Consider the following 12,955-nt stretch of genomic DNA (forward strand, 5'->3'; position numbering starts at 1 on the left):
GGGGGGGGGGGGGGGGCTTTTTTTTTTTTTTTTGGGGGCCGGTTGGGGGGCCCCCCCCCCCCCCCCGGGTTGGGGGGGGCCGGGGGGGGGGGGGGGGCCCGCGCGAAGAGGCCGGTACAGTAAAACCTAGGGCTTCCAGTCAACCCCGCTGTCTTCCAGGTAGGCATCCACCGCCGCACCAACAGTGGGATGAAACGCCCTCTCGCCCATATGCTCGAACAACTCGAAGCGCCGCATCTTGTCCTTCACCGGGTCCTTCATCTCGGCGAACTGCAACTCCACCCCCCGTGCCTCCAGCGCCCGGTCCAGTTCGGCGAGCATGTCTGCCGAGGTGATATCGATGCTGGTCACCGGCTCCGCCGCGATCACCAGCCGTTGCACCGGGGTAGGCGATGCGTCCACCGCCGCCATCACCGTGTTCTGAAACTGCTCGGCATTGGCAAAGAACAGCGGCGCGTCCCAACGCAGCAGCACCAGCCCGGGAATGCGCCGGGCCTGTGGATAACGCTGCACATCATGGTAGCCCCGGGTGCCCTCAACCCGGCCCAGCACCGCATGATGCGGCCGCCAACCATCCCACAGGAACTCGATCACCGACACCGCCACGGCAATGCAGATGCCCGGAATGGCGCCGAACACCGCCACCCCGACAAAGCAGGTGAACGACAGCCAGAACTCCCATTGCTGCATGCGGAAGATGCGCTTGAGGTCGGCGAACTCGAACAGGCCCAGCGCTGCGGCAATCACCACCGCAGCCAGGGCGCTGTTGGGCAGATGTTGCATCAGGTTGGGCGCCACCAGCAGCAACAGCGTCACCGCCAGCGCGCCGATGATGCCGGTGAGCTGGGTCTGCGAACCGGCCGCTTCAGCCACCGGCGTGCGTGACGAGCTGCTGCTGATCGGGATGCCCTGGAACAGCCCCGAGGCCAGGTTGGCCACACCCAGGCCGAACATTTCCTGGTTCGGGTTGACCGGCATCTTCATCCGCGCGGCGTAGGAGCGGGACAGCACACTGGTGTCGGCGAACGACACCAGCGCCACCGCAATACCGCCGAGCAGCACTTCCACCAGGTCGATGTCACTGACCCAGGGGAAGACCAGGCTGGGCAGCCCCTGGGGCAATTCGCCGAGCACTTTCACGCCTTGCAGGTCGAGCCCCAGCAGGCTCACCGCCAGCGTGGCCAGCACCACCGCGATGAGAATGCCCGGCAAGCGTTTGAATGGCTTGAGCAGCAGGATCAGGGCCAGGCTGCCGCCACCGACTACGAAGCTTGGCCAGTGGCCCTGGCCGGCGAGCAGGGCCTGGATCAGGTTCCAGGTATCACGCAGCGGGCCCTGGCTGTCGACCGACAGGCCGAACAGTTTCGGCAACTGGCTGATCAGCACCGTGAGGGCAATGCCGTTCATGTAGCCATAGCGGATCGGCTTGGACAGCAGTTCGGTGATGAAGCCCAGGCGCAGCAGGCCGGCAATCACGCAGAACGCCCCTGCGACCAGGGCCATCATGCTGGCGATGGCGATTGCCCGTTGCGGATCGCTGGCGGCGTATTGCACCACCACCGCCAGGATCGGCGCGGCCAATGCCGAGTCCGGGCCCAGTACGAGGATGCGGCTGGGGCCGAACAGGGCATAGGCCAGCAGCGGGATGATGGTGGCGTACAGGCCGTAGATGCCGGGCACGCCGGAGGCTTCGGCATAGGCGATGCCCACGGGCACCAGCATGGTGGTAAGCACCAGGCCGGCGGCGATGTCCTTGGCGAGCCAGGCGGGTTGATAGTGGAGCAGGGTGGCCAGGCCCGGGAGCCAGCGTTGCCAGTCGAGGCGGGTTTTTTCAGGCATGGGGCGTGCGTCCGGGCGAGGGTGCTGAATCACAGCTTAGATGCTGAATTCCGGGGCCGCTTTGCGGCCCTTTCGCGACACAAGGCCGTTCCTACATGTTTGATGCGAGGTCCAGAAAATGCGCGGTACCTGTGGGAGCGGGCATGCCCGCGAACACCGGCGCAGCCGGTGCCATGCACTGCGTTGGATTCTTCGCGGCTAAAGCCGCTCCCACAGGGGGCACGCGCGCTGGCGAATGCCAGAAAAAACAAAACCCCTTGAGGCGTTGGCCTCAAGGGGTTGGTGGGTACTGCAGGCTGGCGCTTAGACGTTGAAGCGGAAGTGCATCACGTCACCGTCCTTGACGATGTAATCCTTGCCTTCCAGGCGCCATTTACCGGCTTCCTTGGCACCGCTTTCACCCTTGAACTGGATGAAGTCGTCATAGGCCACCACTTCAGCGCGGATGAAGCCTTTTTCGAAGTCGGTGTGGATCACCCCGGCCGCCTGCGGGGCAGTGGCGCCGACGCGCACTGTCCAGGCGCGTACTTCCTGCACGCCGGCAGTGAAGTAGGTCTGCAGGTTGAGCAACTCGTAGCCGGCACGGATCACGCGGTTCAGGCCAGGCTCTTCCAGGCCCAGGGCCTCGAGGAACATGTCCTTCTCTTCACCGTCGTCCAGCTCGGCGATTTCCGCTTCGATCTTGTTGCACACCGGCACCACCACCGCGCCTTCTTCCTCGGCAATGGCCTTGACCACATCCAGGTGCGGGTTGTTTTCGAAGCCGTCTTCGGCGACGTTGGCGATGTACATCACCGGCTTGCTGGTCAGCAGGTGGAAGCCGCGGATGACCGCCTTGTCTTCGGCGCTCATGTTCTTCATCAGGCTGCGCGCTGGCTTGCCTTCGGTGAAGTGCGGGATCAGCTGCTCGAGAATGGCTTTCTGCGCCAGGGCTTCCTTGTCGCCACCCTTGGCGTTGCGCGCCACTTTCTGCAGCTGCTTTTCGCAGCTGTCGAGGTCGGCGAAGATCAGCTCGAGGTCAATGATCTCGATGTCACGCTTGGGGTCGACGCTGTTGGAAACGTGGATCACGTTCTCGTCTTCGAAGCAGCGCACCACGTGGGCAATGGCGTCGGTCTCGCGGATGTTGGCGAGGAACTTGTTGCCCAGGCCTTCGCCCTTCGAGGCACCGGCAACCAGGCCGGCGATGTCGACGAATTCCATGGTGGTCGGCAGGATGCGGTTGGGCTTGACGATTTCAGCCAGCGCATTCAGGCGCGCATCGGGCATCGGCACGATGCCGCTGTTCGGCTCGATGGTGCAGAAGGGGAAGTTCTCCGCCGCGATGCCAGACTTGGTCAGGGCGTTGAACAGGGTGGACTTGCCGACGTTGGGCAGGCCGACGATGCCGCAATTGAAACCCATGGGTATTCCCCTCTCTAAAGGAAATCAGGCCTTCTGGCTGTGCAGCTCGCGCATCGCCTTGGCGAAGTCGCCGGCAAGCACGTCCGGCAGCACGCCGAGGGCAAAATCGATGCTGGCGTCGAGCTTCTCCTGCTCGGCGCGCGGCGCGCGGCCCAGGACGAAGTTGGAGACCAGTTTGGCGTCGCCCGGGTGGCCGATGCCAAGCCGCAGGCGGTGGAAGTCGTTCTGGTTGCCGAGCTGCGCGATGATGTCGCGCAGGCCGTTGTGCCCACCATGGCCACCGCCGCGCTTGAGCTTGGCGACGCCCGGAGGCAGGTCGAGTTCGTCGTGTGCCACCAGGATCGCTTCCGGCTTGATGCGGAAGAAATTGGCCAACGCCGCCACGGCCTGGCCGCTGCGGTTCATGTAGGTGGTGGGGATCAACAAACGAACGTCGTTGCCCTGATGGCTGAATTTAGCCGTCAGGCCGAAATACTTTTTGTCAGCGGTCAGCGAAACGCGCTGGGCGCTGGCAATGCGTTCAACGAAAAGAGCCCCTGCGTTATGCCGGGTCTGTTCGTATTCGGGGCCGGGGTTACCCAGGCCGACGATCAACTGGATGGCGGTCACGTCAGGGGCTCTTCCTTGGAGTTGGTAGGTTACAGTGCGCGCGGCACTGTAACCCGATCAACGCCGGCGTGCGAGTGGATTACTCGGCAGCGCCTTCTGCTTCTGGAGCAACGCGTGGAGCGTGAACGTTGGCAACAGCTTTGTCATCACCGTGGGCCAGAGCTACGAACTCTACGCCTTTCGGAGCTTTCAGGTCCGACAGGTGGATAATGGTGCCGATTTCAGCCTTGGCCAGGTCGACTTCGATGAACTCAGGCAGGTCTTTGGCTTCGCAGGAAACTTCGATCTCGGCTTCTACGTGGGAGATCTCGCCGCCTTTCTTGACCGGGGCTTCTTCGTTGATGAAGTGAACCGGTACCTTGGCGGTCAGTTTCTGGCCAGCAACGACGCGAATGAAGTCGGCGTGCATGATGAACTGCTTGGCTGGGTGACGCTGCATGGCCTTGATGATGACGTTCTGCTTGACGCCGTCAACGTTCAGCTCGATTACGTGGCTGAAGGCAGCTTCGTTTTCGAACAGCTTGGTGATTTCCTTGGCCAGGATGGTCAGCGACTGAGCTTCCTGGTTACCACCGTAGACAACGGCTGGGATGTTCGCGGAGTGACGCAGGCGGCGGCTCGCACCTTTCCCCAGGTCAGTACGCGCTTGGGCGTTCAGAGTGAATTCGGTCATTTTGTTTCTCCAAAATAGCCCCCCGTGGCGTTTGCGACCAGCGCCAACGGGGATGGCAAAAAAGCCCCGCCCCAACAACCAGTGTTGGGGCGGGGCGCTTTTCGTCAGCGTGTGTTCCGCTTAGCGGAACATCGCGCTGATCGATTCTTCGTTGCTGATGCGGCGGACCGCTTCAGCGACAACCGGTGCGATATCCAGCTGGCGGATACGGTCACAGGCTTGAGCAGCGGCGGACAGCGGAACGGTGTTGGTCACCACCAGCTCGTCCAGTACCGACTTCTCGATGTTCTCGATCGCGCGGCCCGACAGTACAGGGTGCGTGCAGTAGGCGTAAACCTTGGCAGCGCCGTGTTCTTTCAGGGCTTTGGCCGCGTGGCACAGGGTGCCGGCGGTGTCGACCATGTCGTCTACCAGGATGCAGGTGCGCCCTTCGACGTCGCCGATGATGTGCATGACCTCGGAGTGGTTGGCCTTTTCACGGCGTTTGTCGATGATACCCAGGTCGACGCCCAGGGACTTGGCAACGGCACGTGCGCGCACGACACCACCAATGTCCGGGGAGACGATCATCAGGTTCTCGAAACGCTGGTCTTCGATATCGTCGACCAGTACGGGCGAGCCGTAGATGTTGTCGACCGGGATATCGAAGAAACCCTGGATCTGGTCAGCGTGCAGGTCGACGGTGAGTACACGGTCGATACCTACGACAGTGAGCATGTCAGCGACGACTTTGGCGCTGATGGCTACACGTGCCGAACGCGGACGGCGGTCCTGGCGGGCGTATCCGAAGTAAGGAATCACGGCGGTGATTCGGGATGCTGAGGAGCGGCGGAAGGCGTCGGCCATCACTACCAGTTCCATCAGGTTATCGTTGGTCGGGGCGCAGGTCGGCTGAATAATGAAAACGTCTTTACCGCGAACATTTTCATTGATCTCAGTACTGATCTCACCGTCGGAGAACTTACCGACAGAGACGTCACCGAGAGGGATATGCAGCTGACGTACGACACGCCGAGCCAGATCGGGGTTAGCGTTCCCCGTAAAGACCATCATCTTGGACACGCGCAGTACCTGAAGGCTGAGGGTATACCTGGATGAGTATAAGGAAAATGGCAGGGGCGGCTGGATTCGAACCAACGCATGGCAGGATCAAAACCTGCTGCCTTACCGCTTGGCGACGCCCCTGTATCTGTTGCTGCGAACGCTTATGCGCTCGACTTCTTGACCAGACTTTGCAGCTTGCGATGCAACATCGAAACATTGCTTCCTTTCGCCACAAACCCTGTTTGGGTCGCTGAAAGAAGGGCCAGAACTTTATCAGCTTCGGCTTTGCTTGGGAAGGCCCCAAACACACAACTTCCAGTTCCGGTTAGCCGAGCCTCAGTGAATTTACCCAGTGAATTCAACGCATTGCGAACTTCTGGATAATTCTGCTCTACCACCGGTTGGCAGTCATTTCGACTGTTTCCCTCGGGAACGGGGCGCATCTTAAGGGGGAGCGAATCACGTGTCAACTGTGGATGTGAAAAAATTTCTGCTGTGCTGACAGACACTTGCGGCACCAGCACGACATACCAGGGTTCCTCCGGGTCGACCGGGGTCAGTTGCTCGCCCACACCCTGGGCGAATGCCGCGTGGCCGCGCACGAACACCGGTACGTCGGCGCCCAGGCTCAGGCCCAGTGCGGCCAGGCGGTCTTCGTCCCAGTCCAGTTGCCACAGGTGGGCGAGGCCCAGCAAGGTCGTGGCGGCATCCGAACTGCCACCGCCGATGCCGCCGCCCATGGGCAGCACCTTGTCCAGCCAGATGTCGGCGCCCAAGCTCGTGGCGGATTGTTGCTGCAGCTTGCGCGCGGCACGCACGATCAGGTTGCTGTCGTGCGGCACTGCCTCGATTTCGCTGTGCAGGTGGATCACGCCATCGTCACGCACGGCGAAGCGCAGCTCATCGCCGTGATCGAGAAACTGGAACACGGTTTCCAGCTCGTGATAGCCGTCCGCGCGGCGGCCGATGATGTGCAGCCACAGGTTCAGCTTGGCCGGGGCGGGCAGGGTCAGGGTGTGCATGGCTCAGTGCCCCAGCTGGCGCGGCTGCCAGTCCTTGACCACCAGGGTCACATCCAGGTCCTTGCCGTGCAGCTTCAGGCGCTCCGGCAGCCAGTAGCCGTTCTGCTCGGTGTAGCTCAGGTATTCCACCTGCCAGCCATCCTGGTCGAGGCTGGCCAGGCGGCTGTTGCCGTCCAGGGTCAGCTTGCTCTTGCTGTCGGGGGCGGGCAGGCCGCGCACCCACCAGACCAGGTGCGAGACCGGCAGTTGCCAACCCAGCTGTTCTTCCAGCAGCGCTTCGGGGCTGGGCGCCTCGTAGCGGCCCTGGTTGGCCACTTCCAGCACCACGCCGCCGGGGCGCCCGGTCAGGCGTGCGGCGCCACGGCCCAGCGGGCCGGCCAGGCGAATGTCGTAGTAGTCCTGGCGTTGCAGCCAGAACAGCGTGCCGCTGCCGGAATCGCGTGGGGCACGGATGCCGACCTTGCCGTTGATCTGCCAGCCATCGAGGCTGCTCAGCTGCTCTTTATGGGCACGCCAATGCTGCGGGTCGCCGTGGCCCTGAAGGGCCTCGCGGCTACCGAAGCCGGCACAGCCGGCCAGCAGGGCGATCAGGGTGAAGGTGATGCAATGGCGCAGGAACATGGCGTTAAAGAGTCTCGGATCCGGTCAGGCGCAGGAGGGTCTTGCGCAGGATAGGGCTGTCGGCCTGGGCGTCGAAGCCCTTGGCCCAGACCTGGCGGGCTTCGCGGCGCTTGCCGTTGGCCCACAACACTTCACCCAGGTGGGCGGCCACCTCATGGTCGGGGAAAGTGGCGAAGGCGCGGCGCAGGTAGGTTTCGGCCTCGTCGAGGTTGCCCAGGCGGTAGTTGACCCAGCCCATGCTGTCGAGCACCGCCGGGTCGTCCGGGGTCAGCTGGTGGGCTTTGTCGATCAGTGCCTTGGCTTCGCTGTAGCGGGTGGTGCGGTCGGCCAGGGTGTAGCCGAGGGCGTTCAGGGCCATGGCGTTTTCCGGCTCGCGCGCGATGATGGCGCGCAGGTCTTTTTCCATCTGCCCCAGGTCGTCACGTTTTTCGGCCAGCATGGCGCGGGTGTACAGCAGGTTGAGGTCGTCCGGGTAGCGCTGGATGGCTTGCTGCAGTACCTGGCCAGCCTGGGCGTCCTTGTTGTTGTTGCTGTAGCTTTCCGATTCGATCAGGAACAGCTGGATGGCATAGTCCGGCTGAGCTTCGCGGGCTTCGGCGAGCAGGCGCGAGGCCTCGCTGGCGCGGCCGTTGGCCACCAGGATGTCGGCCTGGCGCAGCTGCGCCGGGAGGTAGTCGGGGCCGGGGCCGACGAGGGCGTATTCACGCAGGGCGCCGGCCGGGTCGTGGCGTTCCTCGCGGATGCGGCCCAGGTTCAGGTGTGCGGCGTCGACGTTGCTGTCGCGCTCGATCAGCTCCTGCAGGTAGCCCTCGGCTTCATCCCAGTCTTTGTTTTCCAGGCAGACCAGGGCAAGCGAGTAGCGCAGTTCGTCGTCTTCGGGGTATTGCTGGACCAGGCTGAGGAACTCGCCCTTGGCATCGGCGATGCGGTCCTGTTCGACCAGGGTGCGGGCGTAGGTCAGGCGCAGGCGCTTGTCGTCCGGGTTGTCGCGAATCGCCCCGCGCAGCAGTGGCAGGGCTTCGGGGCCTCGGTCCAGGGCTTGCAGCAGGCGGGCGCGCAGCAGCACCGGTGCGATTTCGCCATTTTGCGGCGGGTGCGATTCGAGCAGCTCGAGGGCTTCTTCGGCCTTGCCGTCCTGGTTCAGCAGCAGGGCCTTGCCGAACACCAGCTGGCTGTTTTCCGGGTATTTCAGCAACAGGCGTTCGAAGCTGTGCAGCAGGCCGTCGCGTGTGCTCTGGTCGGTTTCGGCAGCGGACAGGGCGAGGAAGTCGAAATGGGTGTCGCCCTGGCCCTGCAGGACCTTTTCCATGTATGTCATGGCGTCGTCGTAGCGCCCGGCGCGGGCCAGCTGAATGGCGGCGGCGCGCTGGGCGTCGAGGTTCTGCGGGTCGTTGCGGGCCCAGACCAGGGCGTTGTCCAGCGCTGGTTCGTCGGCGCCGAGGTATTCGGCGATGCGGTAGGCGCGTTCGGAAACTTCCGGGTCCTGGGTTTTGGCTGCCTGGTCGGTGTAGTTGGCCAGGGCGATGTCGAAGCGGTTGCGCTGGCCGGCCAGCTCCGCCACCAGCAGGCTATAAAGGGTGTCCTGGGTGAACGAGCCATACACCACGGGTTTTTCCGCCTCGCGCTTGTCGGCCTCGGCGACGGGAGGCTCGGCCTTTTGCGGGGCCAGGCTCTGGCAGCCCTGGAGCAGGGCGAAGGCAAGCAGCAGTGCGTATGGTTTGTTCATAGAAGGCTTTAGAAAGACTCACCGGCGGTCGGAGCATGATGACACAAGCGCGGGGGCAAACCCACCTGCGAAGGTATGAAGCTGCGCTTCGGTCATGCAGACCGCGCTGCGCCCGCGTGGTTCGCCGCAGAGCCTGCCGCGCGGCGAACCACGCTGAATCCTTGCTCTTGCTCTTGCTTCTAAGTGCGCGGTAGTTCAGGCGCCGCAGATTGCGACTTCAGGAGGCCGAGCGAAGGGACTGCGGAGGGAGGTGACGGGCATGGATGCCCGTCAAGCGCTGAGGCCCCATGGATGGGGCCTGCAGCGCGTACTCCCGGGAGCAGGCCCGTAGTGAGGGAACCCCGGAGCGAAGCGTAGGGGCCGGATGATGGGAGCGGACGGTTTTTGGTTCCTTTTTGCCACGACAAAAAGGGACCCGCCGTAAGGGCGGAAAGGTGACTTGGCGCCACCGTCGAGAATGAATGTCTACTCGATGTGAATGCCGACATCCAAAAGCCAAAAAGCCAAAAAGCCAAAAAACTTAAGCGACGGTTTCGATATAGCGAACAGTCCGTTTGCGATGGCGACGCATACTCACCTTTTCGCCCTTACGGCGAGTCACTTTTTGCCAAACGCGGCAAAAAGTAACCAAAAAACGCTGCGGGTATGACTCACCCACATGGGTTACAAATCAGTTCACGCACATAGGTAACAGTCTTTAACTGGCAAGGTCGGTTTTCGAGGATCTGACCATGCCGTGGCGAGAGCTAACACCTATGGACCTGAAAATGCTTTTCATCGCGGACTACCTGCAGGGGCCGCCTAGCTTCACCGCCCTGTGTGAGGCCTACGAGATCAGTCGAAAGACCGGCTACAAATGGATCGAGCGATACGAGAAAGAGGGCCCGGCAGGCTTGGAGGAGCGCAGCCGACGCCGGTTGACGCAGGACTGGGTTGTACCCGTCGCGGTCCGCGAGGCCATTGTGGAACTGCGCGCTCAGGGGGAGACGGTGCCAGGGCCCAAAAAAATCCAGGCAGCGTTGCAGGAGCGCTTTCCTGATCAGGCGCCACCTTCAAAGACCGCGATCTACAACATCCTCAAGAAAGCGGAACTGATCAAGCCGCGGCGTCTACGTCAGCGTGTGGCCATTTATCCCAAGCCACTGGAAAAAGCGGAGTCGCCCAATCAGCTGTTCAGTGCGGACTACAAGGGCCAGTTCCTCACAGGGGCAGGCGTCTGGTGCTATCCGTTGACGATCATGGATCACGCCAGTCGCTTCTTGCTTGCCTGCCACAGCATGGCAAACACGAACTTCCTGGAAACGCAGGCGGTATTTACCAATGTGTTCCGTGAAAATGGGCTGCCTGAGCGTATCCGAACCGACAACGGCGTACCGTTCGCCAGCAAAGGACGCGCAGGTCTTTCCCAACTGTCGATCTGGTGGCTGCGTCTGGGCATCATTCCCGAGCGCATCGCACCTGGCAGACCTGAGCAGAATGGCCGGCATGAACGCATGCATCGGACACTCAAGAGCACGCTTCCATCGCCACCAGCAGTGGCATGGGAGGCTCAACAACGGCACTTTGATCGGTTTCGGCAGCATTATAATTACGAACGGTTGCACGAAGCCTTGAAACAAAGAACGCCGGCGTCCTGTTATCACCCATCACCGCGCCCATTCCCTGAAAAGCTACCTGAGATGACTTATCCCAGCCATATCGAGAGCTTGCCAATTGACGGTTGCGGCATCGTCAGCCGCCGTGGCTTGAGGATCTATGTAGGTTACGTGCTGAAGCATCAGACCATTGGGCTGGAGCAAATTGGAGACGGGCTCTGGGATGTTATTTTCGGTCCAATCGTCCTCGGTAGGATCGATGTGCGTGATGCCATTGATGGCTATGTGACGCTGAAAGTGTCACCTATGTGAGTGAACTTTTATGTAACCCATGTGGGTGACCCGTACACTGCGCTCCATCATCCGGCCCCTACGCTGCGCTCCGGGGTTCCCTCACTCCGGCCTTGCTCCCGAGAGGACCGCGCCGAAGGCCCCATCCTGGGGCCTCAGCGCTTGACGGGCATCCATGCCCGTCACCTCCCTCCGCAAGGCCTGCGTTCGGCCTCCTGAAGTCGCGAAGATCAAGATCAAGATCAAGATCAACGGCAAGAGCAACAGCAAGAGCAACAGCAACAGCAACAGCTGCGTCGCAGCTGAGCCGGAGTGCGTGCCGGAACAATAGTATGGTGGGAGATATCGCATTGCACCGAAGGCACCGACCAGCGGATTGTACGCAATCGAAGCAAATTCCCACCCATTTGCAGTTGCCCCACGCGACGCGGCGCCTTAGACTGCCGCCCCCTGTAAAAGAGTGCCGGTTGGCGCTTGAAGAATTCCGCTGCCGATGTCAAGACATCGGCGGCACCCGAATCGCCCAAATGCACATTTTTTCATAGAGAATTCGATGACCAAGGAACAGTTGCTGGCCATGTCGGCCGATGACTACATGAACGCTGACCAGCTGGCTTTCTTCGCTGGCCTGCTGCAGGCGATGAAAGTCGAAACCCATGAACGCATCGAGCTGAGCCGTGCCACCATCGAAGGCCTGGACACCCCGTCGGACCCTGCCGACGTGGCCTCGGTCGAAGAAGAGCGTAGCTGGCTGGTGAACGCCATCGACCGCGATCAGCGCCTGCTGCCGCAGCTGGAAATGGCCCTCGACCGTATTGCCGACGAAAGCTTCGGCTGGTGCGATGACAGCGGTGAGCCGATCGGCCTGAAGCGCCTGCTGATCAGCCCGACCACCAAGTACTGCATCGAAGCGCAAGAGCGCCACGAGCAGCTCGACCGCCACCAGCGCCAGGTGTAAACCGCGCGGTGCGCCAAGCCCCACGGAGCGATCCCTGGGGCTTTTTGCGTTTCTTGGCGGCAGCGGTATTCACCACGCAACAATAGGCGCTGGAATGCCAGGCGGCCTGGTTGCAGCCGTTGAACAAAGGCCTCGCCGCTTGATAAATGTTTATTGCCTCTCGACGGGTTTCGGTGTTTTCGGGCATATTCCCCTAACAGTAATGCGCGAGTGGATGCCAGGGCTTGTTTTCTTGCAAGCTCACTCCTGAATTGCATTTTTACTGGCAGGTGATGTCACACATTACGCTTCCCGGACCGGGAACGTGCCAAACGCCTTCCGTTGAAGGCGAATCTGGCAAGCCAGAGTAAAGAATCCTGCGCGCTGCATCGCCAGCGGGCACAGACATTTCGCATAGCGCTTTATTACTCTTTTCGCCTATCGACAAGAAATGGCCGTGCCTCCCCGAGCTTGGGTGAGGGCGGGTTGTAACCGATTGAGGATCACTTCATTGGCAGTCAGTACTCTTGATACCCATGCGTTGTTCGCCCTGGGCGACTTGCGCGGTAAATTGGCCCAGCTGTTCCAGGGCCGCTTTGTCTATGTCACCGAACAGAATCCCGAAGGCCTGTACATGGCCGAAATCGACACCGAAAGTGCATTGGTAGTCGATGACAAGCAACGCCTGGAATTGAAGGTCGGTGACCATTTTCGCGCTGCCGTGCTGCCCAGCCGCGAAGGCGGCAAACTGGAAATGCGCTTTCGCGAAATCAAGCTGAACGTCTATGGCGTCGGCGATTACGCCTTCGTTTCGGTGCCCGAAGGCGAAGGCATCGTGTTCCGTGAAGGCCACGGTGTGATGCTGGTGTTTGCCGCGCAGCAGCAAGTGCAGGAAGGCCTGGGCAAGTTGCTCAAGGCGGTGACCGGCAAGGTTGCCAAGTGGCGCAAAGGTGAGCTGACGACCTTCAAGGCCAGTGAATGAGCGACGCTGACGACACGCCTGCCACGCGTGCCGGGTTTCACCGGCAGCACCACGCCGATGCCGTAGCCGAGGCCCAGCGCCTGCTGGCCAGGCGCGAGGAACTGCAAGGCGCCTGGTTGAACTGGGTTGCAGGCGAATTGTACCGCCTCGGCCCACCGCCTTATGCGGCGATGGTCCGGCGCGAGTTGCAGCGCCTCAGCCAAGGGTGAGGC

Annotated in this window: 13 protein-coding genes and 1 tRNA gene; 5 read left to right on the top strand and 9 right to left on the bottom strand. The window is 61.8% G+C overall.

Annotation, left to right across the window (positions count from 1 at the left end; translation table 11 throughout):
* Positions 1-126 precede the first annotated feature (126 nt).
* The 9 genes from sulP to C6A77_RS21385 all read right to left on the bottom strand — a co-directional run bounded on the left by sulP (position 127) and on the right by C6A77_RS21385 (position 8,938).
* On the bottom strand, positions 127-1,839 hold the full coding sequence (gene sulP / locus C6A77_RS21340) for a sulfate permease (protein WP_114171255.1): 1,713 nt from the start codon (positions 1,837-1,839) through the stop codon (positions 127-129).
* A gap of 303 nt (positions 1,840-2,142) precedes the next feature.
* Positions 2,143-3,243, bottom strand: a complete 1,101-nt coding sequence (gene ychF, locus C6A77_RS21350; protein WP_114171257.1) for a redox-regulated ATPase YchF — start codon at positions 3,241-3,243, stop codon at positions 2,143-2,145.
* A gap of 24 nt (positions 3,244-3,267) precedes the next feature.
* Positions 3,268-3,852 (bottom strand): aminoacyl-tRNA hydrolase, encoded by a 585-nt coding sequence (gene pth / locus C6A77_RS21355; RefSeq protein ID WP_009686183.1) that lies wholly within the window; start codon positions 3,850-3,852, stop codon positions 3,268-3,270.
* Between the two features lie 79 nt (positions 3,853-3,931).
* Positions 3,932-4,525, bottom strand: coding sequence for a 50S ribosomal protein L25/general stress protein Ctc (locus C6A77_RS21360; protein WP_114171258.1), 594 nt, complete (start codon positions 4,523-4,525; stop codon positions 3,932-3,934).
* 120 nt (positions 4,526-4,645) lie between these two features.
* Positions 4,646-5,587 carry a ribose-phosphate pyrophosphokinase gene (locus C6A77_RS21365; RefSeq protein WP_003247410.1) on the bottom strand — a complete coding sequence of 314 codons (942 nt, stop codon included), beginning with the start codon at positions 5,585-5,587 and terminating at the stop codon, positions 4,646-4,648.
* A gap of 48 nt (positions 5,588-5,635) precedes the next feature.
* Positions 5,636-5,710, bottom strand: a tRNA-Gln gene (locus C6A77_RS21370).
* 20 nt (positions 5,711-5,730) lie between these two features.
* Positions 5,731-6,591, bottom strand: coding sequence for a 4-(cytidine 5'-diphospho)-2-C-methyl-D-erythritol kinase (gene ispE / locus C6A77_RS21375; protein ID WP_114171259.1), 861 nt, complete (start codon positions 6,589-6,591; stop codon positions 5,731-5,733).
* A 3-nt stretch (positions 6,592-6,594) separates the two neighbouring features.
* Positions 6,595-7,212 (bottom strand): lipoprotein insertase outer membrane protein LolB, encoded by a 618-nt coding sequence (lolB, locus tag C6A77_RS21380; RefSeq protein ID WP_114171260.1) that lies wholly within the window; start codon positions 7,210-7,212, stop codon positions 6,595-6,597.
* Positions 7,213-7,216: 4 nt separating this feature from the next.
* Complete coding sequence (locus tag C6A77_RS21385; protein WP_114171261.1) at positions 7,217-8,938, bottom strand: tetratricopeptide repeat protein; 1,722 nt, start codon at positions 8,936-8,938, stop codon at positions 7,217-7,219.
* 731 nt (positions 8,939-9,669) lie between these two features.
* On the opposite strand from C6A77_RS21385, the gene C6A77_RS21390 reads away from it, so the two are divergent.
* From C6A77_RS21390 to C6A77_RS21410, 5 genes are all read left to right on the top strand, one after another.
* On the top strand, positions 9,670-10,845 hold the full coding sequence (locus C6A77_RS21390; RefSeq protein WP_114171262.1) for an integrase core domain-containing protein: 1,176 nt from the start codon (positions 9,670-9,672) through the stop codon (positions 10,843-10,845).
* A 154-nt stretch (positions 10,846-10,999) separates the two neighbouring features.
* Positions 11,000-11,155 carry a hypothetical protein gene (locus C6A77_RS25540; RefSeq protein ID WP_161959686.1) on the top strand — a complete coding sequence of 52 codons (156 nt, stop codon included), beginning with the start codon at positions 11,000-11,002 and terminating at the stop codon, positions 11,153-11,155.
* 222 nt (positions 11,156-11,377) lie between these two features.
* Positions 11,378-11,782, top strand: coding sequence for a TraR/DksA C4-type zinc finger protein (locus tag C6A77_RS21400; RefSeq protein ID WP_003259022.1), 405 nt, complete (start codon positions 11,378-11,380; stop codon positions 11,780-11,782).
* Between the two features lie 490 nt (positions 11,783-12,272).
* The gene (locus C6A77_RS21405) at positions 12,273-12,743 is read left to right on the top strand and encodes a hypothetical protein (protein WP_063913966.1); all 471 of its coding nucleotides are present in this window, start codon (positions 12,273-12,275) and stop codon (positions 12,741-12,743) included.
* Positions 12,740-12,952 carry a hypothetical protein gene (locus tag C6A77_RS21410; protein WP_114171263.1) on the top strand — a complete coding sequence of 71 codons (213 nt, stop codon included), beginning with the start codon at positions 12,740-12,742 and terminating at the stop codon, positions 12,950-12,952. The genes C6A77_RS21405 and C6A77_RS21410 overlap by 4 nt, the downstream gene beginning before the upstream one ends.
* The last annotated feature ends 3 nt before the right edge of the window (positions 12,953-12,955 follow it).

Origin of the sequence: Pseudomonas sp. AFG_SD02_1510_Pfu_092 (genome assembly GCF_003331055.1) — a bacterium.
Lineage (GTDB): Bacteria > Pseudomonadota > Gammaproteobacteria > Pseudomonadales > Pseudomonadaceae > Aquipseudomonas.

Coding starts and splice junctions, on each gene's coding strand:
- sulP (WP_114171255.1), bottom strand. CDS start 1,839: ATGCCTGAAAAAACCCGCCTCGACTGGCAACGCTGGCTCCCGGGCCTG.
- ychF (WP_114171257.1), bottom strand. CDS start 3,243: ATGGGTTTCAATTGCGGCATCGTCGGCCTGCCCAACGTCGGCAAGTCC.
- C6A77_RS21360 (WP_114171258.1), bottom strand. CDS start 4,525: ATGACCGAATTCACTCTGAACGCCCAAGCGCGTACTGACCTGGGGAAA.
- ispE (WP_114171259.1), bottom strand. CDS start 6,591: ATGCACACCCTGACCCTGCCCGCCCCGGCCAAGCTGAACCTGTGGCTG.
- lolB (WP_114171260.1), bottom strand. CDS start 7,212: ATGTTCCTGCGCCATTGCATCACCTTCACCCTGATCGCCCTGCTGGCC.
- C6A77_RS21385 (WP_114171261.1), bottom strand. CDS start 8,938: ATGAACAAACCATACGCACTGCTGCTTGCCTTCGCCCTGCTCCAGGGC.
- C6A77_RS21390 (WP_114171262.1), top strand. CDS start 9,670: ATGCCGTGGCGAGAGCTAACACCTATGGACCTGAAAATGCTTTTCATC.
- C6A77_RS25540 (WP_161959686.1), top strand. CDS start 11,000: ATGCCCGTCACCTCCCTCCGCAAGGCCTGCGTTCGGCCTCCTGAAGTC.
- C6A77_RS21400 (WP_003259022.1), top strand. CDS start 11,378: ATGACCAAGGAACAGTTGCTGGCCATGTCGGCCGATGACTACATGAAC.
- C6A77_RS21410 (WP_114171263.1), top strand. CDS start 12,740: ATGAGCGACGCTGACGACACGCCTGCCACGCGTGCCGGGTTTCACCGG.